The sequence below is a fragment of the Fictibacillus iocasae genome, from assembly GCF_042665465.1.
Classification (GTDB): domain Bacteria; phylum Bacillota; class Bacilli; order Bacillales; family Fictibacillaceae; genus Fictibacillus; species Fictibacillus iocasae.
On sequence record NZ_JBHTCP010000011.1, the window covers coordinates 41,452 to 67,394 of the forward strand.

Below are 25,943 nucleotides of genomic sequence, written 5' to 3' on the forward strand. Positions count from 1 at the left end.
GCGATGACAGGTCGCAAGAAAGTCATTTTTGTAACGGATGGAGATTTATATGCTCTTCATGCCGTGGAAGCAGTCGCTAAAGAAATAGGCGGAAGGTGCATTTCTAATTCCTATGGAAACCCATCTAAGCGGCCGGCAGATGATTTGATCAAGATGATTCTTTCTGCTCCGTCCGAGCCTGTACTCGTTATGTTTGATGACTGCGGCTATAAAGGAGAAGGTCCCGGCGAGAAGGCGATGAGAACGATCGCCGCAAACCCCCTGATCGATGTGCTCGGAGCCATAGCCGTTGCAGCGAAAACGAAGCATGCCGAATGGGCGCGTGTGAATGTATCGATCGACAGGAACGGCAACCTGACCGAGTACGGCATAGATAAAAGCGGTCTTCCCGACCTAGAGATCGGAAGGATTAATGGCGACACCGTGTATATCCTTGATGAGCTGAACTTGCCGATCGTGATTGGAATCGGTGATATTGGAAAAATGGCGGGCTTCGATTCAGCAGATAAAGGATCTCCCATCACGAAGATGGCCGTTGAGCTTATACTTGAAAGGAGTGAACAGCATGACCACAAAAAAAGAAAATAAAACACCTATCAGTTCTGACATTAAACAGAATGAAGCGTTCTTAAAAGACCGGCTCGGGATCGGGGTAAGTTTTGACGTGGGTGTCCGGAAGATTTTCGTGCTGAAAAAAGAGCTTCAGATGTATTATTGCACCGGTCTTTGCGACAGCATGTATATTATTCAAATATACCGCGAGATCATGGATATGGATCACGGCCATCGAGCTCCTGGAAAGGTGAGAGACATCATACATAACCACTTGGCTCATCAGCAGGTGGAGCTGACGGATAGCTTAGATGAGGCAGTAGACAGGATGCTGTCTGGATTAATCGTCATTTTTTTAGAAGGCGAATCAGAGGCTTTCGTCATCGATGTAAGAAGCTATCCGGGACGGCAGCCGCAGGAGCCCGACATCGAAAAGGTCGTCCGAGGATCGCGCGATGGTTATACAGAAAATATTATCGTCAATACTGCTTTAACACGCAGAAGGATTCGGGATGAAAGGCTGCGCCACGAAATACTTCAAGTAGGAGAACGCTCCAAAACGGATATTTGCATCTCGTACATACAAGACGTTGCCGATCCGGGCCTTGTGAAACTAATAAAAGACGAACTAAGCAGCATTGATATAGACGGCATCCCGATGGCCGATAAAACAATCGAAGAGTTTCTCGTCAAGCAAGGATGGAATCCGTTTCCCCTTGTCAGATACACAGAGCGGCCCGATGTAGCTGCGCAGCATTTAATGGAGGGTCATGTTATTATCATCACCGACACATCACCGAGTGTCATCATCACACCGACAACGTTCTTCCATCATGTCCAGCATGCGGAAGAATACAGACAGACACCGTTTATCGGGGCATTTTTAAGATGGACAAGGTTCGCAGGAATGCTCGCCTCGCTGCTCCTTGTTCCGCTTTGGCTTTTGATCGCGGTCGAGCCGTCTCTTTTAAACGATACGATCGACTTTATAGGGCCAAACAAAAAAACGAACATCCCGCTTTTCGTACAAATTTATTTGGCTGAGATGGGGATCGATGTGCTCAGGATGGCAGCCATCCACACCCCGAGCGCCCTTTCTACCGCGATGGGGCTGATCGCAGCGGTACTTATCGGGCAGATTGCCATCGATGTAGGATTGTTCGTTCCAGAGGTCATCCTTTACGTTTCGATTGCTGCGATCGGCTCTTTCGCCACACCGAGCTATGAGCTGAGCATCGCCAATAAAATGATTCGACTCTTGCTTATCACGCTCGTTATGCTGTTTAAGGTGCCGGGCTTTGTGATCGGAATCACGGTTATTTTGATCTACATGGCAAGTGTGCAGAACTTGAACACGCCTTATTTATGGCCGTTTCTCCCGTTTAATGCGAAAGCGTTCATGCAAGTCGTCGTCAGGATCGCCGTGCCGCGCTCGAATGTCAGACCAAGCATCGTACACCCGCAAAACAGGCACAAACAGCCTACTTCTGGAAAATAGCTTGCACGGAAAATCAGATTGTGTTAAAGTCTTAACTAATTAAAAAATGCCTCATGATGAGGTAGAGGCGCAAAGCGAAAGAGTATGATTCCAGAGTGCATGGGCATGAAGAAGGTTTCTGAAAGGTCAATTTGCCGAAGTTCGGACGGCACCCATAGCTGTCCGTGCTGGGCCGATGCTGAAGCAAGCATCGGACTGTCACTACACATGTAGTGGAGAGCTATTCCGGCGATTGAGGGCGGTTTAAAGGACAGCACTGCCTTATTATGTGCTGTCTTTTTTCTTTTTGTAGCAGCCGGTGTACTCTCTTATCCAAAAAGGAGAGAGACAGAATGCATCTATACGGAACAATGAAGATAGAAGAGAACGGCCATTTAACGATTGGCGGAGTGAATACGTCGGACCTAGCCAAAGAATATGGCACACCGCTGTATGTGTACGATACAGCGCTGATCAGAGAGCGGGCACGAGGCTTTCAGAATGTATTTAAAAAAGAAAATGTACCCTATCAAGTCGCTTATGCGAGCAAAGCATTTTCCTGCATGGCCATCATGCAGCTGGCAGAAGAGGAGGGCCTAAGTCTGGACGTTGTTTCTGGAGGAGAGCTGTATACGGCTCTAGCGTCGGGCTTTCCCCCAGAACGCATACATTTTCATGGGAACAACAAAAGCGAAGAAGAAATACGCTTTGCACTGCGTTCAAAAATCGGCTGTTTTGTCGTCGATAATGAAGATGAACTGACACTCTTAGAGGACATTTGCCAGGAAACTCAGCAAGAAACGGCCATTCTCCTTCGAGTGACGCCCGGGATTGAGGCTCATACACACGATTACATCTTAACAGGGCAGGAAGATTCGAAGTTCGGTCTTGATGTGCAGAATGGCCAAGCTGCCCGTGCATTGAAGAAAGCGCTGAATTCGGAAGTTCTCGAAGTCCTTGGCATCCACTGCCATATCGGGTCACAGATTTTTGAAACGGCAGGTTTTACAATGGCGATCCAAACATTGTTCCGTTTTATCGGAGAATGGGACGAAAAAATTGGCTATTTTCCTGCTGTCCTGAACCTTGGAGGCGGTTTTGGCATTCGTTACACCGAAGAAGATACACCGCTCTCACCCGAGACTTATGTGAAGGCGATGATCGATGAAGTGAAGGAACAGATGGCGAATTTCTCCGGCCGTCAGATGCCAGAGATCTGGATAGAGCCTGGACGTTCTCTTGTCGGGGATGCTGGGACAACACTATACACGATTGGAACCCAAAAAGACATTCCTGGTGTCCGCCGATACATTGCGGTTGATGGAGGTATGAGCGATAATATTCGTCCAGCCTTATATCAGGCAAAATATGATGCCATTTTGGCGAATCGTGCGAATGAAGAAGCCAGCCAACTAATGTCCGTTGCCGGAAAGTGCTGTGAAAGCGGAGATATGCTCATCTGGGACATACTCCTGCCCTCGCCTCAAAAAGGGGACCTGCTTGCAGTCTTTTGCACAGGAGCATACGGCTACAGCATGGCAAGCAATTATAACCGCATGACAAAGCCTGCTGTGGTGTTTGTGGAGAACGGTGAGGCTCAGCTCGTGGTCCGACGTGAATCCTATGAAGATCTGTCACTTCATGACGTGCCGCTGCGCAAACATAGCATGACAAGATAATTTATTAGCTAACAGGCCGCGCCGTGCGGTCTTTTCTAATTTTTTAATTTGGCTGACTTAAACAGGCATGAAGTCAGCCAGGTTTTCTTTAGAGAATACAAAAAGAGGATTCCGGATTGATTGATGAGTTGACGCGAGTCGTGCGAATGGCACCCTTCTGCTTGTATTACGTACAAGTTTTGCTTACAATGAAACAGTAGTTTGATGAATAAAAGGAGGTTGCCTCTTGAAAAAAGGTAGCATTGAATTTGAAAACGGCGAAAAAATTATGATTGAGTTCTTTCCAGAAGAAGCTCCAGGAACAGTTGCAAACTTTGAGAAACTTGCGAACGAAGGGTTCTACAACGGATTGACATTCCACCGTGTTATCCCTGGATTTGTTGCGCAAGGCGGATGCCCAAGCGGAACAGGCACAGGCGGGCCAGGCTATTCTATTAAATGTGAAACGTCAGGCAACCCGCATAAGCACGTGGCGGGATCTCTTTCTATGGCACATGCAGGCCGTGACACAGGCGGAAGCCAGTTCTTTATCGTCCATGAGCCGCAGCCGCATTTAGACGGAGTTCACACTGTGTTCGGACAAGTAACAGAAGGCATGGACAGCGTGCTTCGCATCAAGCAGAACGACGTGATGAAAGAAGTTAAAGTTTGGGAAGAGTAGAACATATTGCAGCCGCGATCATCCAGCGATGATCGCGGCTTTTTTTCGCTATAAGAGAAAATAACCTTTTAACAGAGGAGAAATTCAACGCAGTCAAAAAAGGCTTGGCGCCCGTCAAGGTTTCATTAATACGAAAGAAATATGGCAAAAAGGACGCTGAAGCAAAAAATGTCAGCATTCTTGATCGTTCGTTTTTCTGATCAGCAGCTGGCGCTTTCTTTCAGCGATAACGTCCGATCTGTCACGCATCTTATGGCGGTGCAGAAGGTTTTCATCGTTCATAGCGCTAGGAGATTCCCACGTGAGACCCCTTTTACGGCACACTTGCTGGCAACAAGCTAATGCTTCTTGGTTGAGGGGGATGGACATATCGATATAGTTTTGTTTTTCCATTATCTGGTCGAGCCTGTTTTTCATGGAAGTGAGCAGCTGTTCACTGTTCACACCTAGCGTTGTGGCATGTTCCCGTTCCTCAGCCAGTTTTTTATGCGCGCTTGCCATCATTTTTTCAGCACCGCTACGGTTACCCCTGCGCTCATGGTAAAGGGCGACAGCAAGCTGAATAAAGCCTACCCAAACCTCCTCATTCATCCCTCGTTCTTTCCAATATTCTTCAAGGATTTCATGGCATTCAAAATAATCACGGGTCGTGTGAAAATGCACTAAATAATTGATCCAGTCTTCAGGCAGCATGGCTCAACCTCCTGTTTTGCATAAAGTGTTTTTTTGTTTGGCTATTTTTTAAAAAAGTGGGTTGCTTGATTTTGTTTGATTTTGCAAACCTTTAACTCTTGAATCAGGATTACGGTTTGCCATCATAAGCGTTTAGTAAATAAAAGTATACCATGCTAAGATGGCTTTCAAGCGGAAACTGACTCTCTTTAAGGCATGCGATATATGATATAATAGATTATCTAAAACGAGCGGGGACTGGGATGGACATGATATACAATGTGAAGCTGGACAGCTTTGAAGGGCCTCTTGACCTTCTTCTTCATTTAATCCAAACATACGAGATTGACATTTATGATATTCCTGTAGCCATCATCACAGGACAATATATGAATTATATACATACGATGAAGGAACTGAAGCTTGATGTGGCCAGTGAATACCTTGTGATGGCTGCAACACTGCTGGCAATAAAAAGCAAGATGCTGCTGCCGAGGCATGAAAGTGAAGAGTTTGACCAGCAAATGGAACTCGAAGTGGAAGAAGATCCGCGTGAAGAACTCGTGCGAAGGCTCGTGGAGTATAAAAAATACAAACAAGCTGCACTTGACTTAAAAGATAGAGAAGCGGAAAGGAGCCAGGTCTATGCCAGGCAGCCGGTTGACCTGGCAGTATTTGAAAAAGAAGAAGAAGCAGGTTTAATCTCAAACGTCACTCTTTATGATATGCTGTCGGCGTTTCAGAAATTGGCGGTCAAGAAAAAAGAGAAAAAAACAGTATCTGCCAAAATTGAGAGGCAGGAGATACCGATAGAAAGAAGAATGCTTCAGATTAAAGAAAAGTTATGGGAGACAGGAGGCAGCCGCCGTTTCACCGAGCTCTTTTCTGCAGGAAGCAAAGATCACCTTGTAGTTACATTTCTGGCTGTTCTTGAACTGATGAAAGTGAAAGCGATCATTTGTGTGCAGGATGGAAATTTTGAAGATATTCTAATTAAAGCAGTCGAAGAGGAGAAAGCAGTTTGAACGAAGCAGCGATAAAAGGTGCGGTAGAAGGCTTGATATTTGTCAGCGGAGAAGATGGCATCGACCGCAAGCAGATTGCTCAAGTACTGGAGATCAGCCTTCAGGAAACCGGCCACTACATAGAAAGCTTAAAAGAAGAATACGAGAAGGCTGATAGAGGCATGAGGATTGCAGAATACGCGGGATCGCTTCAGTTCGTGACGAAAGCAGAGCATGCAGTCTATTATGAACGGCTTATCAAAAGTCCGCAGCATAGCGGACTGTCACAGGCAGCGCTGGAAACGTTGGCCATCATCGCTTATAAACAGCCGATCACACGTTCAGAAATTGAAGAAATTCGCGGCGTGAAGACCGAGAAGCCGCTTCAGACACTGCAGGCAAAAAGCCTCGTAAAAGAAACGGGGCGTGCAGAAGGGACGGGGCGTGCGATTCTGTATGGTACAACCAAAACGTTTCTTGACCATTTCGGCCTAAAAACCATCGATGATCTTCCTCCATTGCCTGACAGTGTAAAGACAGAAGAAGAAGAGGAAGCAGCAGATTTGTTCTTTTCACGTTTTCAAGCATCATTCGATCCGGAAAACGAGGGGGAAAGCTAATGAAAGTCCTGCAAATAACAGGCGTCGAACTTGTAAAAGAAAAGCCAAACACATCAGAAGATTTCTTTAACCGTTCAACTGTGATATACACGGAGGGTGGAAGGGAAATTGCCTTTGAGCTGCTGTATGTCCGTTTTTTCGAAGAACAGTTTGCGCAGCAAGCCGGCTGGAATAAAGACGCTGTACTTACTGTAGAAAATCAGGCGTATTCAATGAAAGAAATCGCTGCCCTTGCCGCCATTTTATCTGATGAAAGCTTAAGAAAAAAGAGAAAAGCATATATTAATGATTTCGTCATGTTTTCTTCTTTTTTTCAAGATGAAAACGTCATCGAAGTGAAGAATAGGCTAGCTTCAGCAGAAAAACTGGTTAAAAATCATTAAAACGGGTTGACGGTTTGCGTAAATTTTGATAATCTCCTACCTGTTGGCTAAAAAAATAGTTAAATCCTCATTTTAATCTCGATGAGGTAGAGGTTGCATTATTCATGAGTATAGCATCAGAGGCTCCCGGGGCCGTTGAGGATGCTAGAAAGGGGACAATGCCGAAGTCTGCAGGCGCCGGAGCGCTCTATAGGCTGGGACTGTATCGAACAGGTGCAGGACTGTCACGAATATTATCGTGGAGCGCTATCAGAGATTTTTATGCGGGTTTATTTTGTAAATAAACGCGCTCCTGCCTATTGGCGAGGGCGTTTTTTTGTTGCCAAAAACAGAGAATTTGGAGGAGATTATTATGTCATCAAATAAATGGGGTATGTGGCTGCTCACAGCTTTTGTAGTAGGCAACATGGTCGGATCGGGCATATTCATGCTGCCGAGTACACTCGCACAAACTGCGAGTCCGCTCGGTGTTACCATCGCTTGGATCGTAACTGGTGTCGGGGTGTTAATGATCGCTCTCGTGTTTGGAAAGCTGTCATTGAGAAAGCCTGAACTGACGGCAGGACCGCAAAGCTACGCTAAAGCGATGTTCAAAAATGAAAATTACGGGAAGCTTGCAGGCTTCAGCATGGTATGGGGCTATTGGGTCGCCAACTGGATCTCGAACGTAGCGATCATTACGAGCTTCGCTGGATATTTATCCGCATTTTTCCCTGTTATGAATTCAAGTGAACCATTGTTCCAGGTTGGCGGACAAAATGTGACTGTGGGCAAAGCTGTCACGTTTGCCGTATGCACGCTCCTGCTTTGGGGAACTCACACACTTCTTGTTCGAAGCATGAACAGTGCAGGGAAACTCAACTTTGCTGCTACAGCAGCAAAAGTGGCAGGATTTGCATTGTTTATAGTAGCAGCACTGTTTGCCTTTCAAGCTTCTAACATCGGGGAGCTGTACTCGGCTGTGCCTGGTGAAGGAACGGAATCCAACGGTTTGTTCAAGCAAGTTGAGCTAGCGGCGATCTCAACGCTTTGGGCATTTGTCGGGATCGAGTCTGCGGTCATCTTATCAGGGCGTGCGAGATCTCAAAAAGATGTGGGCCGCGCCACGATGCTCGGTCTATTCATCGCTTTAGCCATCTACATGGGTGTTACACTTCTGACGATGGGCATTTTGCCACAGGACGTCCTGCAATCATCTGATAAGCCATTTGTTGACGCACTTTCTGTCATGGTTGGCAGCACAGGTGCTACCATTATGGCATTACTTGCTGCAATATCTCTTTTCGGGGCCACGATTGGCTGGATCCTGATCAGCTCGGAAGTACCATTTCAAGCAGCTAAGTCTGGAATATTTCCAGCTTATTTTGCGAAACTGAACAAAAACGGGAGTCCAGCTCGCGCGCTCACGGTCACAAACGTCATGAGCCAAATCTTTATCTTTTCTGTCATTTCAGGAACGATCAGCCAGGCGTATACGTTTTTGATTACATCTGCGACACTCGCTTATTTAATTCCATACCTCGTTTCGGCACTTTATTTTTTAAAGCTGGCGTTAAGTGGAGAAACATACGGCATCAATGGAATAAAAGGGTCACGCACAATAGATGCCGTTATAGCGCTATTTGCTCTTCTTTATTCGTTATGGGTGATCAAATCGGGTACCGCTGACATGAAAACGTTCGGTCTAGGCATCGGTTTATTCCTCGCTGGTTTTATCGTTTATCCTTTTACGTTGAAAAGAAAATAGAAGCAATCGTTCAATGCTCCTTTCTAATAGTATGAAAGGAGCTTTTATCTTACTTAAAGAAAGAATGGATAACTTTTTAACAGTGAAGGAACTCGGCGCAGTCAATAAGTTCAGGAATAGAGTATTCGTGCGACTAAGGCTGAATTAAGGGCTCGGCGTCAGACAAGTTTTCATTATGAAGCGTAATCCTTTCGAGTTAAGGGTAAACTTACCAAAAGCAGAAAAGGATGCTGATAATATGCCCTATATACTTGCCGCCGCTGTAGAGAACCCTCCTCACTGCATACCTCAAACAAAGACGGCCGAGTTTGCCAAAATGCTGTTTTCGGACTCGTACTCCGATATTGACCGGCTGATGAAGGTATTCGTGAATGGAGAAATTGAAAACCGATACTTTGCCGCTCCGCTCGACTGGTTCAAGCAGCCTAAATCATTGCAGGAAAAGAATGATCTTTACATAAAGACGGCGATACAGCTTGGAAAAAGCTGCATTGAAAATTTAATGGCTGAATCGGGACTGAATGACCTTGAGGCGATCGATGCTATCTTTTTTATCTCGAGCTCAGGCCTTGCCACACCAAGCATAGAAGCAAGGCTCATGAACGAATTGCCCTTTTCTCCGCACACAAAACGCATTCCGGTTTGGGGTCTTGGATGTGCAGGTGGAGCATCAGGCCTGGCTAGAGCACATGATTATTGCAAAGCATACCCAAAAGCCAACGTCATTGTGCTTGCTGTTGAACTATGCAGCCTAACGTTTGTGCATAATGACCGCAGCAAGAGCAACCTTGTCGGGACCTCTCTTTTCGCGGATGGCTGTGCCGCTGCACTGATCAGCGGGAATGAATCCCGTCTAGCCGCGGATGCTTCTGGGATTCCTGAGATCCTTGATACGCTGTCCACCTTGATGCCGCACTCCGAAGATGTGATGGGCTGGGAGATTAAAGATGAAGGTCTTCATGTTGTGTTTTCTAGAGACATCCCGAACATCATATCCACTTGGCTGCAGCCGAACGTGGAAAAATTCCTCATCCCGCATCAGCTTACTGGACGGGACATCAAGCATTTTATCGCCCATCCAGGTGGAAAGAAAGTTTTGCAGGCATACGAAGAAGCCCTGGGATTTGAATCAAACCGTACAGAAATTTCAAGGAATGTGCTGAGAGACCATGGCAATATGTCTTCTGCGACTGTTTTATATGTCTACCGTGAATTTGCGAAGCAAAAGCCAAAAAGCGGCGAGTATGGTTTAATCGCTGCATTAGGTCCAGGCTTCAGCTCCGAGCAGCTGCTCGTCAGGTGGTAGAAGATGACGGTATTTTATCTTTTCTTCGGCTTTCTCGTATTTCAGCGTATCGGGGAATTGATCATCGCCAAACGAAATGAGAAACTCCTTAAAAGAGAAGGGGCTGTTGAATTTGGTGCCTCTCATTATCCTTTTATTGTCGGGCTCCATATCATGTTTTTTGTTTCTTTGCTTATTGAGGTCGCCATTTTAGGAGGCGGGATCCATCCTTTTTGGCCGGTTATTCTCGGTCTTTTTCTTTTCGTCCAAGGTCTTAGAGTATGGGCATTGCTATCACTAGGGAAATATTGGAACACTAAAATTCTGCTTGTTCCAGGTGCGAACGTCATCGCAAAAGGGCCTTACCGGTTCTTGCGGCACCCAAATTATTTGGTGGTCATTCTCGAGCTGCTGCTTGTCCCGCTCCTTTTTAACGCATACGTCACAGCGCTTCTTTTTTCTGCATTAAACGTCTGGATGCTTTCAATACGCATTCCAGCGGAAGAGTATGCTCTGAAGGAATTTACGGATTATGATAGCCGCCATGGCAGCAACAGCCGATTTATGCCTGGTGCTGGCAGGAAATAATTCCAACTCATAACTTGTCTTTTATTGCATAAACTTGTACAAACGCAGTAAAGGACGGGATGATGGATGTCTCGATATAAAACGATTGTAAAGATGACGATAGCGGTAATTTTATTGTTTTCTGCCATCCCATTGAAAGCTGCCGCCGATGGACCAGGTGTTTCTGCACACGGCGCGGTGCTCATGGAGCAGGAATCAGGGCGGGTGCTTTTCGGCCGGGACGAGCATTCACCCATGAGAATCGCGAGCATCACGAAAATCATGACGGCAATCATCGCTGTGGAATCAGGCAAGCTGGAGCAAAGAGTGAAGATCTCAAACAGCGCTGCCGGAACAGAAGGATCTTCTCTTTATTTAAAGCCGGGAGAAACGGTGTTGTTAAAAGATCTTGTGTACGGCCTGATGCTACGTTCTGGAAATGACAGTGCGGTGGCCATTGCCGAATACGTCGGCGGAAGCCTCGACGGTTTTGTGTACATGATGAATGAAAAGGCCAGGGAAATCGGGATGAAGGATACGCTGTTCCAAAACCCGCATGGATTGGATGATCATGAAGATCATTATTCGAGCGCGTTTGATATGGCGCTGTTAACACGATATGCCATGGAGAACGACCGTTTTAAAGAAATTTCAGCGACTGAGGTTTACCGCTCTCCACAGGAAGGAGAAAAGTGGGACCGTGTTTGGCGAAATAAGAACAAGATGCTTAAATACTACAAGTATTCTACAGGCGGCAAAACGGGCTATACGAAGCGGGCAAAGCGGACGCTTGTTTCAACCGCCGAGAAAAACGGTATGGAGCTTATCGCCGTCACACTCAATGATCCAAACGACTGGGATGACCATGAACGCATGTTCGAATGGGGATTTCATCAGTTTGACCTTGTCCCTATCGTAAAAAAGGGGCCAGTGTCTGGCGTTCAAAAGGCATATAAAAATAAGGTAGAGGCAAACCGCACATTTTATTATCCGTTAAAGGAATCTGAGAAACAGGATATATCCTCTACCATAAATGTGTACCGTTATCCAAAAGACGGTAAATGGAAAAATGGAGAAGCTCCAAAGCCAATAGGCCGGCTGTTCATTGAACTAGCCGGCGTTGAGATTGGCAATCTACCACTCTATTATGAAGGAGAAGCACTGATCAAAGAGGATATCGGGGTATGGAAGTCGCTGAGACAGATGTTCTCACAGTTTTTCTTTGTGAAAGCAGAGGACAGCACCGATGGTTAATTACATCTGGGTCGGTCTTATGGTTACAGGGTTTATAACTGCCGCTCTGAACGGAACGATGGATAAAGTGAACGAAGCTCTTTTTACGAGTGCCAAGGAAGCGGTTACTTTGAGCATCGGGATGGTCAGTGTTCTAGTTTTCTGGCTCGGTCTTATGAAAATAGCAGAAAAAGGCGGCCTGCTCGAGATGCTTGCTGTTGTGTTCCGGCCTATTGTTCGACTGCTTTTTCCTGATGTTCCGAAGAACCATCCGGCTCAAGGGTATATCCTTTCTAATATGGTTGCAAATTTGTTTGGACTTGGCAACGCGGCTACACCGATGGGAATTAAAGCGATGGAACAGCTGAAACTGTTAAACGGCGGAAAAGACGAAGCGAGCCGCTCGATGATTACCTTGCTGGCGATCAATACGTCAAGCATCACGCTGATTCCGACTACCATCATTGCAATCAGGATGAGCTACCATTCCGCGACACCTACGGACATTGTCGGGCCGACCTTGATGGCAACGGCTTGTTCGACCGTCGGTGCGATTCTTATTGACCGTTACTATTATTACCGTTCGGTAAGGAAGGAGACACGTTGATGGCTGCCGTTCAATCCTTTTCCGTTTGGTTTATTCCTATACTAATAGGTTTCATTCTATTATATGGCACCATGAAGAAGGTGCCTACTTATGAAACGTTTGTTGAGGGCGGAAAAGAGGGTTTCTCGATGGCTATTTCCGTTATCCCGTACCTTGTTGGCATGCTCGTAGCGATTTCCGTCTTTCGGGCTTCTGGAGCGTTAGACATCGTTTTGGATGCATTCCGTCCGTTATTTTCATTGCTCCATGTGCCTGCAGAGATTGTTCCGCTTGGCCTATTGCGCACCATTTCAGGTACAGGAGCGCTCGGCATGACGTCCGATCTGATGGCGACGTATGGACCGGATTCGTTTATTGGCAGGCTGGCATCCACCATACAAGGAAGCACAGATACGACCTTTTACGTACTGACGGTTTATTTTGGAGCAGTAGGCATCCGGAAGATGGGCTATGCCTTAAAAGTAGGTCTCCTAGCAGACTTGATTGGATTTGCAGCATCAATCGTCGTAGTAAGTTTAGTATTTTGATAGCGTGTTCACAGGCAGCTGCCGCTTTGGCCAGCTGTCTTTTGCATGAGGGGATGTTGGATAAAGGCGGATTTTGATGTATGATGTATGATGAGGTGAAGGAATGGAACGTTTACAAAAAGTGATCGCCCACAGCGGTGTGACTTCTAGAAGAAAAGCTGAAGAAATGATAGCAGAGGGCCGTGTGAAGGTGAACGGCACGACGGTAAGAGAACTTGGTACGAAGGTCTCTCCAAAAGACAGAATTGAGGTTGACGGCGTTCAAGTGCAGCGTGAACAGCCTGTGTATTTCTTAATGTACAAACCATCCGGAGTCATTACCGCTGTCACGGATGATAAAGGAAGAAAAACAGTCGCTGACTATTTCAAGGATATTGTGGAAGAGAGGCTGTTTCCAGTTGGCCGTCTCGACTATGATACAACGGGTGTGCTGATCATGACTAATGACGGCGAGTTCGCTAATGTGCTCATGCATCCTAAATATAAAGTAGAAAAAACCTATATCGCCAAAGTGAAGGGCATCCCGGAAAGAGAACAGCTGAAAAAGCTCGAGCGCGGTGTCATCTTAGAAGATGGAAAGACAGCTCCTGCCCGGGCTAAGCTGCTGTCGATGGATAAAAAGAAGCAGACGGCCATCATTGAACTGTCTATATCAGAAGGAAAGAACCGTCAAGTAAGAAGAATGTTTGAGCATATCGGACACCCTGTACAAAAATTAAAGCGTGAAAAGTACGCGTTTTTGGATGTGAAAGGCTTGAACCCGGGAGAGTTCCGCGAACTGACTCCGCATGAGGTGAAGCTTCTTCGCAACGCGGCTGTCACACAAACGTCAAAAAAAGGCCGATAACAGCCTTTTTTTAGCGTTATCATTAAAATGGGCAGCAAGGAAAAAGGAGCGGATACGCATTGAAAGGGAACGGACGATTTTGGTTTCGATCCATATTGCTGGCATGCATCGCGGCGGCTGTTGGCTACACGGTCTACAGCAGTTTTTTTGAAGATGAGCGGACGCTCGTCAACACAGGCGACAAGGCACCTGATTTTGTCCTGACCGATGTCAGCGGCAAGGAAATAAAGTTAAGCGATTACAGAGGCCAGGGGGTGTTCTTGAATTTCTGGGGAACCTGGTGCAAGCCGTGCGAACGCGAAATGCCGTATATGGAAAGACAATATAAAGAATTCAGTCAGCAAGGTGTCGTCATTTTAGCGGTGAATGTCGGAGAATCAAACATAGCCGTTGAAGATTTTCAGGATAAATACCGTCTTACGTTTCCTATCCCGATGGATAAGAACAGGGATGTAACGAGGGCATACGGCATCGGTCCGATTCCGACAACGCTTCTGATTGACAAAAACGGAAAGGTGATTGAAAAGACAAGCCGTTCTTTGTCAAACGATGACATCCTTAGCATGATGAATAAAATCAAGCCTTAAAAGTTTGCCGAAGGGGGGCTCATAACATGGATACTATGATTTGCGAATGCAGTCATCATAACCCTGCCGGAACGCTGATCTGCCAGTCTTGCGGCAAGCCATTTGCCGAAGCGAAGGAAAATATGGAAGCAAGCATGCGTTATGAAGGAACAGCGAGAAGATCACAAACCTATAATCAAACGGTGATCGATAAGGTCTGGAATTTCTTTTCATCCGTTAAAGTCGGCATCTGGATTATTATTATCATTCTTGTAGCTGCGGCAATAGGAACCATATTTCCACAGCAGATGTACATACCGCAGACCGTAGATCCCGCATCGCACTATGAATCAGAATACGGAAATTTAGGGAAAATCTATTACTTGCTTGGGTTTCATCAGCTTTATGGCTCATGGTGGTTTATCGTATTGTTGGGCATGCTCGCTCTTTCCATCATTGTAGCAAGCATCGACAGGGGCGTTCCGCTGTACAAATCACTTAAACGTCAGAAGGTCGTCCGTCATGATCAGTTTCTGAAGCATCAAAGACTTTTCGCTCAAGACGTGAAAGGTGATCTCTCAGAGATGAAGCGAGCGCTTTTGGCTCAAAAATATCATGTGAGAGAAGAGAACGGCAGTTTATTTGCTGAAAAGGGACGTTTTTCAAGATGGGGCCCTTACGTGAACCACGTAGGACTCGTCTTGTTCTTAGCTGGTGCGATGCTTCGGTTTTTCCCAGGCATGTATGTAGAAGAAGTCCTCTGGCTGCGCGAAGGTGAGACTGCCGCCATTCCAGGGACACTTTCAGATGAAGGGCAATATTATCTGAAAAACGAGAAGTTCATCCTGGAATTTTACGATAAAAATGATAAGCAATTTAAAGACGCGCTGCAAAGCACCTCTAATCCTGTTCCAAAGAATTTCCAGACAAATGCGGTGCTCTATCAATCATCCGCCAAAGGAACTCTAGGCGGATCAGAACCGCTGAAAAAAGTGAAAGAAGGAAAAATTCAAGTCAATAAACCGTTGAAATTTGACTCCTTCTCTCTCTATCAGACAGATTTTAAGATGGATGAACTGAACAAAATGTCATTTTCTCTTCTTGATAAACAAACGAAAAAAAACCTAGGCACATTTGAAGTGGACTTGATTAATCCACAAAAAAAGTATGACCTAGGTAAAGGCTACACCGTTAGCCTTGGAAAGTATTATCCTAACTACTTCCTTGAGGACGGCGTGCCGAAGACGAAGAACTATGTTCCAGATAATCCCGCTTTTGTTTTTGAAATGACATCGCCTGAAAACGATAAAAAAGAAAAGGCCTTCGTCGCGATTAAAAACAACATTGAGATGGACGGGAACCGCTACAAAATTGAGTTTGCCGGAATTAAAACGAAAAATCTTACGGCTCTTACTGTAAGAAAAGATTATACCTTGCCTATCGTATCAATGGGGGGCATCATCTTTATGATCGGAGTGGTTCAAGGTTTGTATTGGAACCACCGCCGTATATGGGTGAAGGAAAAAGAAGGGACCCTTTGGATTGCCGCTCACACGAATAAAAACTGGTTTGGCTTGAAAAAGGATCTGCAGTCGCTCTCAGAAAAAACAGGCATTCCCATGCCAGAGGACCGCACAGCGGCAAAGAGCGCATAAGTTTAAGTAGGGAGAGGTAATACATGATGGCTCAGCTCAGCAGCTCGCTGCTATATGCAGCGTTTATCACTTATTTGTTTGGCACGCTATTCTTTGCTATGTCGCTTTCAGACAAAAAACAGAAAACGGCTTCTTATTCCAAACGCTGGGGCAGAATCGGCTACATCACATCAATCGCCGGTTTTGCACTGCAGCTCGGATATTTTTTTACAAGGTGGGCTGCCAGCGGCCACGCCCCGGTATCCAATCTGTTTGAGTTCACCACTTTTTTTGGCATGATGATGGTGTTTGCTTTTATTATTCTTTATGCCATTTATAAAACAAACGCACTTGGGGTATTCGCGATGCCGGTCGCGCTCTTGGTTATTGCATACGCCGGCATGTTTCCAAAGGAAATTTCTCCTCTTATTCCAGCGCTTAAAAGCGACTGGCTGAAAATACACGTTACAACGGCTGCATTAGGTGAAGGTATTCTGACGATTTCCTTTGTCGCCGGATTGATTTATCTGATCGGGACGGTCAAGCAAGATACCTCCACTAAGGAAACGAAATGGCTTGAGGCTGTGCTGTATTTTCTTTTATGTGTTCTGGGCTTTATTATCGTCTCGGTCACGTTTAAATCCGCAGGATACGAAGCTGTCTATTCATTTACTGCAAAAGGCGGAAATACGGTGCAAGCTGTTTATGAGATGCCTGTCATCGCTGGACCGGCGGACGCAGTGGAAGAAAAGGGCGGATTTGGCCCGCTGTTTGATGCTCCTGGCTGGATGAACGGCGAGAACGCGGCCGTCAAGCTGAACACGATGATCTGGTCTCTATTATCAGGAGGGCTGTTATACGGTCTTCTTAGACTAGTATTACGCAAAAGGCTGGCAGCAGCTATGCAGCCGAAGCTGAAGAATTTAAATCCCGAGCTGCTTGATGAGATCAGCTATCGAAGTGTCGCGATCGGTTTCCCCGTCTTTACTCTCGGAGCATTAATTTTTGCGATGATTTGGGCACATGAAGCATGGAACCGATATTGGGGATGGGACCCGAAAGAGGTATGGGCTCTGATCACCTTTCTCTTTTATGCTGCTTATCTGCACCTACGGCTGTCACGAGGCTGGCATGGAGCAAAATCAGCATGGCTTTGCGTCTTAGGGTTTGTGATTATTATGTTCAACCTTATCGCTGTAAACTTAGTCGTTGCAGGCCTTCATTCATACGCCTAACAAGGTGAGCAAGCCCTCATAAGGGCTTGCTTTTTTTGTAGTTTCAGGCGCGTTGCTGTATGATAAGAGAGGGAATGTTTACAAAATAGAAGCAGGTGATACCGTGAATCAAGGTGAAGCGAGAATACTTATTGTTGATGATGAAGAACGCATTCGAAAATTGCTGAAAATGTACTTAGAACGGGAAAATTACGAAACGGAAGAAGCAGAGAACGGGGAAGAAGCGCTGCAGATGGCACTGTCTATGAACTTTGATTTGATCCTGCTCGACCTCATGCTGCCTGGGATGGACGGTATAGAAGTTTGTGAAAAACTGCGCGAGAAAAAAGCGACGCCTGTTATCATGCTGACGGCTAAGGGAGAAGAGCTGAACCGGATTTCCGGATTTGAAGCGGGAACGGATGATTATATTCCAAAGCCGTTCAGCCCAAGAGAAGTCATCTTGCGGGTGAAAGCGCTGTTAAGACGTTCTTCGACTACCCGGTTTTTAGAGACGGATACGGTATCCAAAAACATTATCGTATTTCCGCACCTGACCATCGACCATGATGCACATAAGGTCATCGCTGATGGAAATGAAGTGAACCTAACACCAAAAGAATATGAGCTGCTCCACTATCTGGCGAAAACGCCTGATAAAGTTTATGCGCGCGAACAGCTGCTGAAGGATGTATGGAACTATGAATTTTTTGGCGACCTGCGAACGGTCGATACCCATGTGAAAAGGCTGCGCGAGAAGCTGAACAAAGTATCGCCTGATGCGGCTGCGATGATCGCAACGGTATGGGGAGTCGGCTATAAGTTTGAAGGTGCCGAGTAAATGCTTTGGAGAAGTGTTGTTGGCAAGCTTTGGCTGACCATTCTTTTGCTGGTGCTTGCTGTCTTGATCATTCTTACTATGCTGCTCACACAATTTTTTGAGACGTTTCATGATAATCAAGCAAAAGACCAGCTGGAAAAAATGGCAGACAGGCTCGTTGTCATTTTAGAAAGTGACGAGAACAGCGTTGAAGCCGTCCGGAACACAAAAGAGATGGCAGAAGTGTATTCGATGTCCGTCATGATGATTGACAGCGAAAAACAGCCGGTGTTGGAAGCTTCCGGTGAAAGCGAAATATCACTAAACGTGTTTCTTACCGAAGAGCAGTTAAAGGAAGTGCCAGAATTAAAAACGAAGCGTTTTGTTAAAGATGAGTTCCCATTTGTTGAAGATAACAGAGCTGAAAATCATACGATGATCATCTATGGTGAGCCATACCGAGACCGCAGCGGCGGAACGGGTGCTGTCTATGTTTACCAATCGATCGAAAATATTGCAAAAACCACGGATCATGCGAAAAAACTGATCTTTATTGCCGCCGGAATCGCGATCATCCTCACGACTGTGTTTGCCTTTTTCTTATCCAGCCGTATAACAGCTCCCCTTCGTAAAATGAGGGAAGCAGCTATGCTTGTAGCGAAAGGTGAGTTTGATGCGAAGGTGCCCATCCTGACCCATGATGAGATCGGTGAGCTCGGCATGACCTTTAACCGCATGGGCCGGCAGTTGAAAAATTACATTCAAGCACTGAACCAAGAGAAAGAACAGCTTTCAGGTGTACTTAGCTCGATGGCGGACGGCGTGATCACGTTTGACAGGAAAATGAATATTTTAGTCACGAACCCCCCGGCTGACCGTTTTTTACAGGCGTGTTATTATGAGACGGGGATGGCAGAGAACGATAAGATGAGCTTGCCTGAATCTGTCATGCTGCAATTTAATCAGGTCGTCACCCTAGAGCGCGAACAGCTGATCGAAGTAACGCTGCAAGGACGTTCTTGGGTCGTTGTGATGACACCGCTCTACAATCAATCCATGATCAGGGGTGCTGTTGCGGTCTTGCGGGATATGACAGAAGAGCGCAGGATGGATAAGCTGCGAAAGGACTTTGTCGCGAACGTGTCGCACGAATTAAAGACTCCGATCGCCATGCTTCAAGGATATAGTGAGGCGATCGTCGATGATATTGCGGAGTCTGAAGAAGAGAAGAAAGAACTGGCAGGCATCATCCTGGACGAATCGCGCCGAATGAGCAGGCTTGTCAATGAACTGCTGGATCTTGCCCGTCTTGAGTCTGGCCAGATGAAGCTTTACCGGTCCTGGATTAACGTTCCTGAATATGCTGCTAGGGTGCTGCGCAAGTTCCATGGGCCTGCAAAGGAAAGGAACATTCAGCTGCAGCTTGAGACGCAGATTGATAATGTACAGAATGAACTTTATGCAGATGCTGACAGACTAGAGCAAGTGCTAACTAATTTAATCGACAATGCGATCAGGCATACAACAGAAGGCGGAAGTGTCATGTTAAAAGCAGATATAACAGATTCCGCTGTCAAAATGGATGTTATGGATACGGGGAGCGGCATTTCGGATGAAGATCTTCCGTTTGTTTTTGAACGCTTTTATAAAGGCGACAAAGCGAGGACTAGGGGAAAATCGGGAGGAACGGGACTTGGCCTTGCAATAGCTAAAAATATTATTGAAGCTCATGATGGAATCATTACAGTCCACAGCAAAATCAGTGAAGGAACGACATTTTCCTTTGTTCTGCCCCGAAATGTGGAATAATACCGCATAATACGGCGTTTTTTATTGTTTCATAAGAAACAATTGGAAAATTAACTCTTTGCTGCAGCGGAAGCTTCGGCTATAATGAAGAATGTGAATTGCATACGAATTAACAGGTGCAGCCTGATCAAGAGTCAGGTTAGCTTAAAAGGGAAAACGGTAAAAGCCGTTGCGGTCCCGCCACTGTAAATGGGAGATTCTTAAAAAGGATGCCACTGTTCAAATGAATGGGAAGGTGTTTAAGAAACAATGACCATGAGCCAGGAGACCTGCCTGTTACGAGACTGCAGCATGACCTACGAGGATAGGGAGGTGTTGGCCGATCGAGTGTATTTACTTGCACTCTCTGTCATCATGTGTTTTCCCCATGCGTTTGTCCGCATGGGTTTTTTATTTGCTCTTTATTACATAAAACAAAGGAGAAAGTGATGAGCATGAAAAATTTATTACCTTTACTTTTCGCAGCTATACTGATGGTTTCTGGATGTGGGCAGGCGGAAAAAACCGAGACAGCTGAAAAGAAGAACGTAACGGCAAGCCAGGATAATAAGCAAGAGCAAGTAACCATTGTATTAACAAAAGATAATGGAAAAGAAGAAATTGAGAAAAAAGACGTTTCGATCAAAGAAGGCGAAACGGTCATGGACGTAATGAAAAGAGAGTTTGAAGTGAAAACCATGTATGAAGACTCATTCATCAGTTCAATCAACGGAACAGAAGGCAATGAAAAAGACAAAACATCATGGTTTTTCTCTGTTAACGGTGAGGAAGCGATGAAAGGGGCAAAAGAAATCAAATTGAAGAAAGGCGACAAAGTAGGCTTCGATTTCCGTAAATATGAATAGCAATCGATTAAAGATGCTGACCTTGCTTGCCGTTCTATCGGCATTGCTGACGGTAGGCAGGGTATCGTTCCAGTTCATCCCTAATGTCCAGCCGAATACAGCCATACTGATCATCGCATCTTTTGTTTTGGGCCCAACTTATGGACTGGTTCTTGCTGCAATCAGCACCATCACAAGCAATCTTTATTTAGGCAGCGGGATCTGGACAATCGGCCAGATCGCAGCGTGGGGAAGCATCGCGGTATTCAGCGGCTTAATCGGAAAAAGAAGGACACAACTCCCGCACTGGGCACTAACTGTGTACGCGGGATTGTGCGGTTATTATTTCGGTATAGTGATGACGTTGTTCAACGCTCCATATCTCGATCATCTATGGGCCTATTATCTTGCAGGCTTGAGCTTTGATACGAACCATGCTGTTGGAAATATGCTATTTTATGCTGTACTCGCCAAACCTCTTTTCTTCATTATGAATAAGCAGATGCATGTTAAGGAAAAGTCCGGAGCAGCTTAGGTCAAAGAGATTTATAACAACTTTTTCGGCAGCAGGGCATACACTATTAAGGTTATGTCAAAGGAGGCTGCTATGAACGACTATATGTTAAGAATTTCTGCTGTGCTCTTTCTGACTCTTTGTATCGGAATGCTCTTTCTGACTGCAAAGATGGGAGCTTAAAGACCGTACATAAGGGGAAACCGTTATGGAGTAAAGAGACGAGAAGCCTCCGCGCTTTTTAATGCGGAGGCTTCTTGCTGTTCATAGTGAGAGAGAACTCGAACTCGGGAAATGAAAACAAAAACAGATGGAAATTTTTAATTGACAATGATTATCATCCTTAATAAAATAAAAGCAAGCCTTTGTCCTAAAGGCTTGCTTTTGTGCCATCTATTCGTATTTTAATGCGTCCCCATCAAACGGCTCGTCTGCTACTTTAATAGAATCAGTCGGGCATCCTTCAAACGCGTCCTGCATATCATCTAGAAGCACATCCGGGATCTCCACGATTCCTTGGTTGTCATCAAGCGTCACGAACGCGATACCTTCATCATCATAATCATAAATGTCGGGTGCTGCTGCTCCGCACGCTCCACACGCGATACAGGTTTCTTTGTCTACAATTGTGTACTTTGGCATAGAAATTACCTCCTAATTGATTTGGTAACCGGAAAAACGATTGCTAAAATATTTATCCAACATTTTCCTGAAACGATTTAAGGTCTACTAGTTATATTGTAAAGACTTCACAAACACATTTCAACAATTAATATTAAGGTGTTTTCTTACATAACCAAATCATACCCCTCCACGTCCACGCCAAACCCTATCTAAGTCATTTTTTATTCATCACCGGCTATTAGTACGGCAATGAACGGCAGTTTTTGCTACAATAAAAGAAACAGAAACAAAGGTGCGTCGCTATGAATGTAGTTGATTATATGCTGTTAGACTGTTTTCAGAACGTGAACGGCGAGAGATCCGCCCAAGGTATCATTCATATTCTTTCAGGAAAAAAGACCGCCCAGTCGCTGGCAGATGCCCAGCTTTTTGGCATTGGAAAATATTACGCTGTCCTTTCCAGCCTGAAAAAGAACGAGCTGGAGGAGAAGACAGCGGTTCTTTTCGCGGAAAGCTTGATAGAGGAGCTGTCTAACGGTGTTTTCATCGTGACAAAAAAAGGGGAAAAAATAGTGGGGTATAATCATTACCCGTTCCTGCGTCATTTGTCAGGCCTCGCGCATTGGAACATCGAGCATCATTTTTGGCTGTCGCTGTCGCTATACATACAATCCATCTCCAACATGCTTGCGCATAACAGCCGCTTTTTACCCGTTGTCACTGACTATCAAGCTGTACGCTCGGTAAAGGCGCTCTTTCCTAAGACCGAGGCAGAAAGAAAAGAATCAGCTGTCCGTTTGTATCATGAAATGGTACAGTTGCTTGAAAATTACGGGAACAGCCAGATCGCTAGTTTATTCTTACAAAGAGCAACGAGATTTGAGAGGATCGGTTCTACATTCGAACAGCTTTCTCATGATTTTGGGACATCAGAAGAGGAAGTAAGAATGATGTTCCGCTCTTTGCTTCACTTCATCTTGACGAAAGTTAAGGAGCATCCACATGAGTACGAGGAACTGCATAGGTTCATTCCTCCTGGCCATAGCGAATCGCTTACTAATTCTGCAAGAGCGACCCTTTCCCTGCTGCAAGAAGGGTATCCTCTTGATGAAATTGAACGGTTAAGAAAACTCAAACGAAGTACTCTCGAAGATCACCTAGTAGAGATCGCTCGCTCGGTGAAAGGATTTGATATTTCGCCATTCATATCAAGTGAGGAATTGCGGCTCGTCAAAGAGATCAGCCGCACACTAAAAGACCGGAAGCTAAAAGGTATTCGAGATCAGGCAGAAACGCTCTCGTACTTGAAGATCAGACTGGCGATCGCCAAGGAAGGATGGGGGTAATATGCTTCAGCTTGAACAGGAGCTTAGGCGTTTTTTTGGCTTCTCAGCATTCCGTCCCGGCCAAAAAGAAATTATAGCTGATGTGCTGAATGGACATGATGTTCTTGCCGTCCTTCCAACAGGAACCGGAAAATCAGTGTGCTATCAGCTGCCAGGAGTGCTGATGAAGAAGCCTGTACTCATTGTTTCACCGCTTCTATCGTTGATGGAAGATCAAACGGAACAATTAAAGAGAATGGGCTTTAAACGATCGGTCGCTTTCAATTCTTTTTTGTCGATGGAAGAAAAGAAAGAAGAAATACAGAAACTTCCGGACAGTCAGTTCATCTTCGTTTCACCCGAGATGCTGCAGAGCAGGCAGCTCGTTGAGATGTTGAAGCAAGTGAACATCGGATTGTTTGCTGTGGATGAAGCGCATTGCATCTCGCAGTGGGGCCACGAATTCCGGCCGCATTATTTGGGCCTTGCAGAAATCAGAAAAGAACTTGGAAATCCGCCTTGCCTCGCTTTGACCGCAACTGCTGGGAAAAAGGTGAGGGAGGATATTATCAAGTATCTTGGACTTGCCCGTGTTAAACTGCATATCGGGAGCATGAACAGGAAGAATATTGCTCTCGTGACAGAGTACGCTTCATCGCAGGAGGAAAAGCAGAAAAGATTGCAGAATCTCGTCACCTCGCTTAAAGGGCCAGGCATTGTCTACACATCAACGCGAAATATGGCAGAAGCAGCATGTCTGCTAGCCAAAGATGCAGGAGTGGCCCGCACTGCCTTTTATCATGGCGGAATGGAGCATCAGGACAGGATGCTCATCCAAAAGCAGTTCCTATTAGGTCAGCTTGACCTGATCTGCTGCACGAATGCATTTGGGATGGGAATCAATAAAAGCGATGTCCGGTATGTGATTCACTATCAGCTGCCATCGAGCATTGAAGCATATGTACAGGAAATCGGAAGAGCGGGCCGTGATGGCGAGCCGGCATTAGCCGTTCTTCTCTATCATCCGCAAGATGAAGATATTCCGTATCATTTTATTGAAGCAGAATTGCCGGATGCCTCTTTGCTGCCTGTTCTTCTAGGGGGCGATGGAACAAAGCAATCGATGCTTGAACGCGTTCATCAAGGCATGTTCACTGAAAATGCTGCCCGTTTTTTAGAATATTATATCAATCGAGAGCCTCTTCTAATGATGGATACCCAGAACAAGAAGATTTTTTTAGATAAGCTTTCCAGGAAAATTGTGAAACGAAAAAAAGACAAGCACGAGCAGCTTCGCAAACTATTGACATGGGTGCGAAGAGAGGACTGCAAACGTGCCTCGCTCATTAAATTGTTTGATGAAAGCGGAGATCCACAGCATCACGATTGCTGTTCGAGCTGTCAGATCAGCTTGACCGCTTATTATGGTAGAGCAAACACTGTCAATGCAACTGTGGGCGATTGGCGTGAAGAATTGAAGACCATGTTTTCTATAGAAAGAGGTAGCGGAAGTGAATCAAAGAAACGTGCAGCACTTAACAGCTAAAGAGCTCATTTGGAATGTATACGTGTCACAGCTGATTTTTTTAGCTGCAGCTGTTTTGCTTTCCATCTTCTTTGAGCTCGAGCAGCCATGGCGGGTTCCACAGCAGGACGGACTGGGGTTTATTCCCGTTGTGCTCGCGAGTGTGGCGTGTGCTTTGTTTCTTTCATTGGCCATGAAAAAAAGGCTTGTGAGAGATAAGTGGGATGACGGCGGGATCAATGAAATATTGTTTTCTAGTTTGAGCGGCTGGCACATTTGGCTGATGGCAGCCGTAATAGCCTTTTGCGAAGAATATTTGTTTAGAGGGGCACTGCAGCCTCTGATTGGCATCACTGGTTCGAGCTTAATTTTTGCATTCCTGCATTTTAGGTATGTGAATAAGCCGTACCTCCTTTTATTCGTTGTGCTGCTTTCACTCTGGCTCGGAGTTTTATATGAATACAGCGGAACGATTTGGATGCCTTTTCTTTTTCATTTCTTATTTGACGCCATTTCCGGGATGCTGCTGGCAAAAGAAAGCAAAAAGAACACGGATTGAAACAGAGGTGAAAAAATTGATGAACGATGACCAAGCAGGCGCACTGAGACAGCTTGCAGAAGAAAATGCCTCCTTGCAAAAAGATGTTCTTCCGCCAAGAAGAGAGTTTCATAGCAGAAGGAAGAAAAGCGAGAGGGAAGAAGAATGTACGAAAGAAGAGCTGCAGGAACGAAATACATTCCCTCTCATTAAGCTAATAGCTGCTGCATTTCTTCTGCTCATCGCTGCAATGTTTACGTATGATCTATGGTCTGATAAATTGTTTGGACCCGTCATGAGAGAGGAAAATGGCAAGCCAGTGCAGGTTGAAATTGAAAAATAACACCACGGTCTCCGGAGGACACTGAAAAACCGGTTAATTTTCACCGTTTTTTCTTTTAAATGACAAAAAATACGAGCTTCGCATGTGATTTTTCATGCGAAGCTCGTATTTTGTCCTTGCTCTTATGTTTTTTTTACTTTGTCAGCTTAAGAATCCGTTTTAAATTCACCGCGAATAGGGTGAGGGCTCCTTGCAGTTCCATGCCAACGAGACCCGAGGATGAGGCAACATCATACCCGTGTCTGTGCTTGAGTTCGCTATTTTTCGCTTCAATTTTATACCGTTCTTTTGCCTTTACTTTGAAGTACTCGCTCTCTTGAAAGGCAGCCTGCTCGGTATGTACCCC

28 protein-coding genes and 3 riboswitches are annotated in these 25,943 nt (G+C 45.5%); of the genes, 25 read left to right on the plus strand and 3 right to left on the minus strand.

Features of this window, described 5'->3' with window-relative positions; genetic code table 11:
• The first annotated feature begins 3 nt into the window (after window positions 1–3).
• From spoVAEA to ACFQPF_RS05820, 4 genes are all read left to right on the plus strand, one after another.
• Complete coding sequence (gene spoVAEA / locus ACFQPF_RS05805) at window positions 4–588, plus strand: stage V sporulation protein SpoVABEA (protein ID WP_379747506.1); 585 nt, start codon at window positions 4–6, stop codon at window positions 586–588.
• Window positions 566–2,050, plus strand: coding sequence for a spore germination protein (locus tag ACFQPF_RS05810; protein ID WP_379747508.1), 1,485 nt, complete (start codon window positions 566–568; stop codon window positions 2,048–2,050). Before spoVAEA ends, ACFQPF_RS05810 begins: the two co-directional genes overlap by 23 nt.
• 54 nt (window positions 2,051–2,104) lie before the next feature.
• Window positions 2,105–2,281, plus strand: a riboswitch (Lysine riboswitch).
• Window positions 2,282–2,382: 101 nt separating this feature from the next.
• Window positions 2,383–3,708: a diaminopimelate decarboxylase gene (lysA, locus tag ACFQPF_RS05815; RefSeq protein ID WP_379747510.1), complete on the plus strand. Its 1,326-nt coding sequence runs from the start codon at window positions 2,383–2,385 to the stop codon at window positions 3,706–3,708.
• A 226-nt stretch (window positions 3,709–3,934) separates the two neighbouring features.
• Complete coding sequence (locus ACFQPF_RS05820; protein WP_379747512.1) at window positions 3,935–4,369, plus strand: peptidylprolyl isomerase; 435 nt, start codon at window positions 3,935–3,937, stop codon at window positions 4,367–4,369.
• 171 nt (window positions 4,370–4,540) lie between these two features.
• Here ACFQPF_RS05820 and ACFQPF_RS05825 read toward each other — a convergent pair whose 3' ends face one another.
• A complete protein-coding gene (locus tag ACFQPF_RS05825; RefSeq protein ID WP_379747514.1) occupies window positions 4,541–5,062 on the minus strand; it encodes a DUF309 domain-containing protein in 522 nt (173 codons plus the stop codon).
• 248 nt (window positions 5,063–5,310) lie between these two features.
• Between ACFQPF_RS05825 and ACFQPF_RS05830 the strand changes: the two genes are divergently transcribed.
• The 17 genes from ACFQPF_RS05830 to ACFQPF_RS05910 all read left to right on the plus strand — a co-directional run bounded on the left by ACFQPF_RS05830 (window position 5,311) and on the right by ACFQPF_RS05910 (window position 21,263).
• Entirely contained in the window at window positions 5,311–6,066 is a 756-nt protein-coding gene (locus tag ACFQPF_RS05830; RefSeq protein ID WP_379747560.1) for a segregation/condensation protein A, read from the plus strand.
• Window positions 6,063–6,665, plus strand: coding sequence for an SMC-Scp complex subunit ScpB (gene scpB, locus ACFQPF_RS05835; protein ID WP_379747516.1), 603 nt, complete (start codon window positions 6,063–6,065; stop codon window positions 6,663–6,665). The genes ACFQPF_RS05830 and scpB overlap by 4 nt, the downstream gene beginning before the upstream one ends.
• Complete coding sequence (locus tag ACFQPF_RS05840) at window positions 6,665–7,048, plus strand: hypothetical protein (protein WP_379747518.1); 384 nt, start codon at window positions 6,665–6,667, stop codon at window positions 7,046–7,048. Before scpB ends, ACFQPF_RS05840 begins: the two co-directional genes overlap by 1 nt.
• Before the next feature lie 79 nt (window positions 7,049–7,127).
• Window positions 7,128–7,305: riboswitch (Lysine riboswitch) on the plus strand.
• A 92-nt stretch (window positions 7,306–7,397) separates the two neighbouring features.
• Window positions 7,398–8,795 carry an amino acid permease gene (locus ACFQPF_RS05845; RefSeq protein WP_379747562.1) on the plus strand — a complete coding sequence of 466 codons (1,398 nt, stop codon included), beginning with the start codon at window positions 7,398–7,400 and terminating at the stop codon, window positions 8,793–8,795.
• Window positions 8,796–9,033: 238 nt separating this feature from the next.
• Window positions 9,034–10,101, plus strand: a complete 1,068-nt coding sequence (locus ACFQPF_RS05850) for a type III polyketide synthase (protein WP_379747520.1) — start codon at window positions 9,034–9,036, stop codon at window positions 10,099–10,101.
• Between the two features lie 3 nt (window positions 10,102–10,104).
• Window positions 10,105–10,668, plus strand: coding sequence for an isoprenylcysteine carboxyl methyltransferase family protein (locus tag ACFQPF_RS05855; RefSeq protein ID WP_379747522.1), 564 nt, complete (start codon window positions 10,105–10,107; stop codon window positions 10,666–10,668).
• Between the two features lie 66 nt (window positions 10,669–10,734).
• Window positions 10,735–11,901, plus strand: a complete 1,167-nt coding sequence (locus ACFQPF_RS05860; RefSeq protein WP_379747524.1) for a serine hydrolase — start codon at window positions 10,735–10,737, stop codon at window positions 11,899–11,901.
• Window positions 11,894–12,487, plus strand: a complete 594-nt coding sequence (locus tag ACFQPF_RS05865) for a nucleoside recognition domain-containing protein (protein ID WP_379747526.1) — start codon at window positions 11,894–11,896, stop codon at window positions 12,485–12,487. Before ACFQPF_RS05860 ends, ACFQPF_RS05865 begins: the two co-directional genes overlap by 8 nt.
• The gene (locus ACFQPF_RS05870) at window positions 12,487–13,014 is read left to right on the plus strand and encodes a spore maturation protein (protein ID WP_379747528.1); all 528 of its coding nucleotides are present in this window, start codon (window positions 12,487–12,489) and stop codon (window positions 13,012–13,014) included. The genes ACFQPF_RS05865 and ACFQPF_RS05870 overlap by 1 nt, the downstream gene beginning before the upstream one ends.
• Window positions 13,015–13,117: 103 nt before the next feature.
• A complete protein-coding gene (locus tag ACFQPF_RS05875) occupies window positions 13,118–13,861 on the plus strand; it encodes a pseudouridine synthase (protein ID WP_379747530.1) in 744 nt (247 codons plus the stop codon).
• 59 nt (window positions 13,862–13,920) lie between these two features.
• Window positions 13,921–14,448: a thiol-disulfide oxidoreductase ResA gene (gene resA / locus ACFQPF_RS05880; RefSeq protein ID WP_379747532.1), complete on the plus strand. Its 528-nt coding sequence runs from the start codon at window positions 13,921–13,923 to the stop codon at window positions 14,446–14,448.
• Between the two features lie 26 nt (window positions 14,449–14,474).
• Entirely contained in the window at window positions 14,475–16,082 is a 1,608-nt protein-coding gene (resB, locus tag ACFQPF_RS05885; RefSeq protein ID WP_379747534.1) for a cytochrome c biogenesis protein ResB, read from the plus strand.
• A 26-nt stretch (window positions 16,083–16,108) separates the two neighbouring features.
• Window positions 16,109–17,296 (plus strand): c-type cytochrome biogenesis protein CcsB, encoded by a 1,188-nt coding sequence (ccsB, locus tag ACFQPF_RS05890; RefSeq protein ID WP_379747564.1) that lies wholly within the window; start codon window positions 16,109–16,111, stop codon window positions 17,294–17,296.
• Window positions 17,297–17,399: 103 nt separating this feature from the next.
• Entirely contained in the window at window positions 17,400–18,116 is a 717-nt protein-coding gene (locus ACFQPF_RS05895; RefSeq protein WP_379747536.1) for a response regulator transcription factor, read from the plus strand.
• Window positions 18,117–19,904 carry an ATP-binding protein gene (locus ACFQPF_RS05900; RefSeq protein ID WP_379747538.1) on the plus strand — a complete coding sequence of 596 codons (1,788 nt, stop codon included), beginning with the start codon at window positions 18,117–18,119 and terminating at the stop codon, window positions 19,902–19,904.
• Between the two features lie 97 nt (window positions 19,905–20,001).
• A riboswitch (cobalamin riboswitch) is annotated at window positions 20,002–20,195 on the plus strand.
• A 143-nt stretch (window positions 20,196–20,338) separates the two neighbouring features.
• A complete protein-coding gene (locus tag ACFQPF_RS05905; protein WP_379747540.1) occupies window positions 20,339–20,749 on the plus strand; it encodes a DUF4430 domain-containing protein in 411 nt (136 codons plus the stop codon).
• A complete protein-coding gene (locus ACFQPF_RS05910) occupies window positions 20,742–21,263 on the plus strand; it encodes an ECF transporter S component (RefSeq protein ID WP_379747542.1) in 522 nt (173 codons plus the stop codon). Before ACFQPF_RS05905 ends, ACFQPF_RS05910 begins: the two co-directional genes overlap by 8 nt.
• A gap of 372 nt (window positions 21,264–21,635) precedes the next feature.
• On the opposite strand, the gene ACFQPF_RS05915 is transcribed toward ACFQPF_RS05910, so the two are convergent.
• The gene (locus tag ACFQPF_RS05915; protein WP_379747544.1) at window positions 21,636–21,884 is read right to left on the minus strand and encodes a ferredoxin; all 249 of its coding nucleotides are present in this window, start codon (window positions 21,882–21,884) and stop codon (window positions 21,636–21,638) included.
• A gap of 284 nt (window positions 21,885–22,168) precedes the next feature.
• Between ACFQPF_RS05915 and ACFQPF_RS05920 the strand changes: the two genes are divergently transcribed.
• Genes ACFQPF_RS05920 through ACFQPF_RS05935 form a run of 4 tightly spaced genes read left to right on the plus strand, consistent with a single transcriptional unit; the run spans window position 22,169 to window position 25,597 of the window.
• Entirely contained in the window at window positions 22,169–23,212 is a 1,044-nt protein-coding gene (locus ACFQPF_RS05920) for a YpbB family protein (protein WP_379747546.1), read from the plus strand.
• Between the two features lies 1 nt (window position 23,213).
• A complete protein-coding gene (locus ACFQPF_RS05925) occupies window positions 23,214–24,737 on the plus strand; it encodes a RecQ family ATP-dependent DNA helicase (RefSeq protein WP_379747548.1) in 1,524 nt (507 codons plus the stop codon).
• Window positions 24,703–25,275 (plus strand): CPBP family glutamic-type intramembrane protease, encoded by a 573-nt coding sequence (locus tag ACFQPF_RS05930; protein ID WP_379747550.1) that lies wholly within the window; start codon window positions 24,703–24,705, stop codon window positions 25,273–25,275. Before ACFQPF_RS05925 ends, ACFQPF_RS05930 begins: the two co-directional genes overlap by 35 nt.
• A 19-nt stretch (window positions 25,276–25,294) precedes the next feature.
• Entirely contained in the window at window positions 25,295–25,597 is a 303-nt protein-coding gene (locus tag ACFQPF_RS05935; protein ID WP_379747552.1) for a hypothetical protein, read from the plus strand.
• Window positions 25,598–25,730: 133 nt separating this feature from the next.
• Here the strand turns inward: ACFQPF_RS05935 and ACFQPF_RS05940 are convergent.
• Window positions 25,731–25,943: transposase (locus ACFQPF_RS05940; protein WP_379747554.1), on the minus strand; the 213-nt coding region annotated here is incomplete at its 5' end.

What these genes read in the sequence shown, in the direction of transcription:
- ACFQPF_RS05860 (WP_379747524.1), top strand. Translation starts at nt 10,735, where the DNA reads ATGTCTCGATATAAAACGATTGTAAAGATGACGATAGCGGTAATTTTA.
- ACFQPF_RS05925 (WP_379747548.1), top strand. Translation starts at nt 23,214, where the DNA reads ATGCTTCAGCTTGAACAGGAGCTTAGGCGTTTTTTTGGCTTCTCAGCA.
- ccsB (WP_379747564.1), top strand. Translation starts at nt 16,109, where the DNA reads ATGGCTCAGCTCAGCAGCTCGCTGCTATATGCAGCGTTTATCACTTAT.
- ACFQPF_RS05840 (WP_379747518.1), top strand. Translation starts at nt 6,665, where the DNA reads ATGAAAGTCCTGCAAATAACAGGCGTCGAACTTGTAAAAGAAAAGCCA.
- resB (WP_379747534.1), top strand. Translation starts at nt 14,475, where the DNA reads ATGGATACTATGATTTGCGAATGCAGTCATCATAACCCTGCCGGAACG.
- ACFQPF_RS05900 (WP_379747538.1), top strand. Translation starts at nt 18,117, where the DNA reads ATGCTTTGGAGAAGTGTTGTTGGCAAGCTTTGGCTGACCATTCTTTTG.
- ACFQPF_RS05905 (WP_379747540.1), top strand. Translation starts at nt 20,339, where the DNA reads ATGAAAAATTTATTACCTTTACTTTTCGCAGCTATACTGATGGTTTCT.
- ACFQPF_RS05865 (WP_379747526.1), top strand. Translation starts at nt 11,894, where the DNA reads ATGGTTAATTACATCTGGGTCGGTCTTATGGTTACAGGGTTTATAACT.
- ACFQPF_RS05830 (WP_379747560.1), top strand. Translation starts at nt 5,311, where the DNA reads ATGATATACAATGTGAAGCTGGACAGCTTTGAAGGGCCTCTTGACCTT.
- ACFQPF_RS05870 (WP_379747528.1), top strand. Translation starts at nt 12,487, where the DNA reads ATGGCTGCCGTTCAATCCTTTTCCGTTTGGTTTATTCCTATACTAATA.
- ACFQPF_RS05875 (WP_379747530.1), top strand. Translation starts at nt 13,118, where the DNA reads ATGGAACGTTTACAAAAAGTGATCGCCCACAGCGGTGTGACTTCTAGA.
- ACFQPF_RS05920 (WP_379747546.1), top strand. Translation starts at nt 22,169, where the DNA reads ATGAATGTAGTTGATTATATGCTGTTAGACTGTTTTCAGAACGTGAAC.
- ACFQPF_RS05850 (WP_379747520.1), top strand. Translation starts at nt 9,034, where the DNA reads ATGCCCTATATACTTGCCGCCGCTGTAGAGAACCCTCCTCACTGCATA.
- ACFQPF_RS05915 (WP_379747544.1), bottom strand. Translation starts at nt 21,884, where the DNA reads ATGCCAAAGTACACAATTGTAGACAAAGAAACCTGTATCGCGTGTGGA.
- ACFQPF_RS05935 (WP_379747552.1), top strand. Translation starts at nt 25,295, where the DNA reads ATGAACGATGACCAAGCAGGCGCACTGAGACAGCTTGCAGAAGAAAAT.
- ACFQPF_RS05855 (WP_379747522.1), top strand. Translation starts at nt 10,105, where the DNA reads ATGACGGTATTTTATCTTTTCTTCGGCTTTCTCGTATTTCAGCGTATC.
- ACFQPF_RS05910 (WP_379747542.1), top strand. Translation starts at nt 20,742, where the DNA reads ATGAATAGCAATCGATTAAAGATGCTGACCTTGCTTGCCGTTCTATCG.
- lysA (WP_379747510.1), top strand. Translation starts at nt 2,383, where the DNA reads ATGCATCTATACGGAACAATGAAGATAGAAGAGAACGGCCATTTAACG.
- ACFQPF_RS05810 (WP_379747508.1), top strand. Translation starts at nt 566, where the DNA reads ATGACCACAAAAAAAGAAAATAAAACACCTATCAGTTCTGACATTAAA.
- spoVAEA (WP_379747506.1), top strand. Translation starts at nt 4, where the DNA reads ATGACAGGTCGCAAGAAAGTCATTTTTGTAACGGATGGAGATTTATAT.
- ACFQPF_RS05825 (WP_379747514.1), bottom strand. Translation starts at nt 5,062, where the DNA reads ATGCTGCCTGAAGACTGGATCAATTATTTAGTGCATTTTCACACGACC.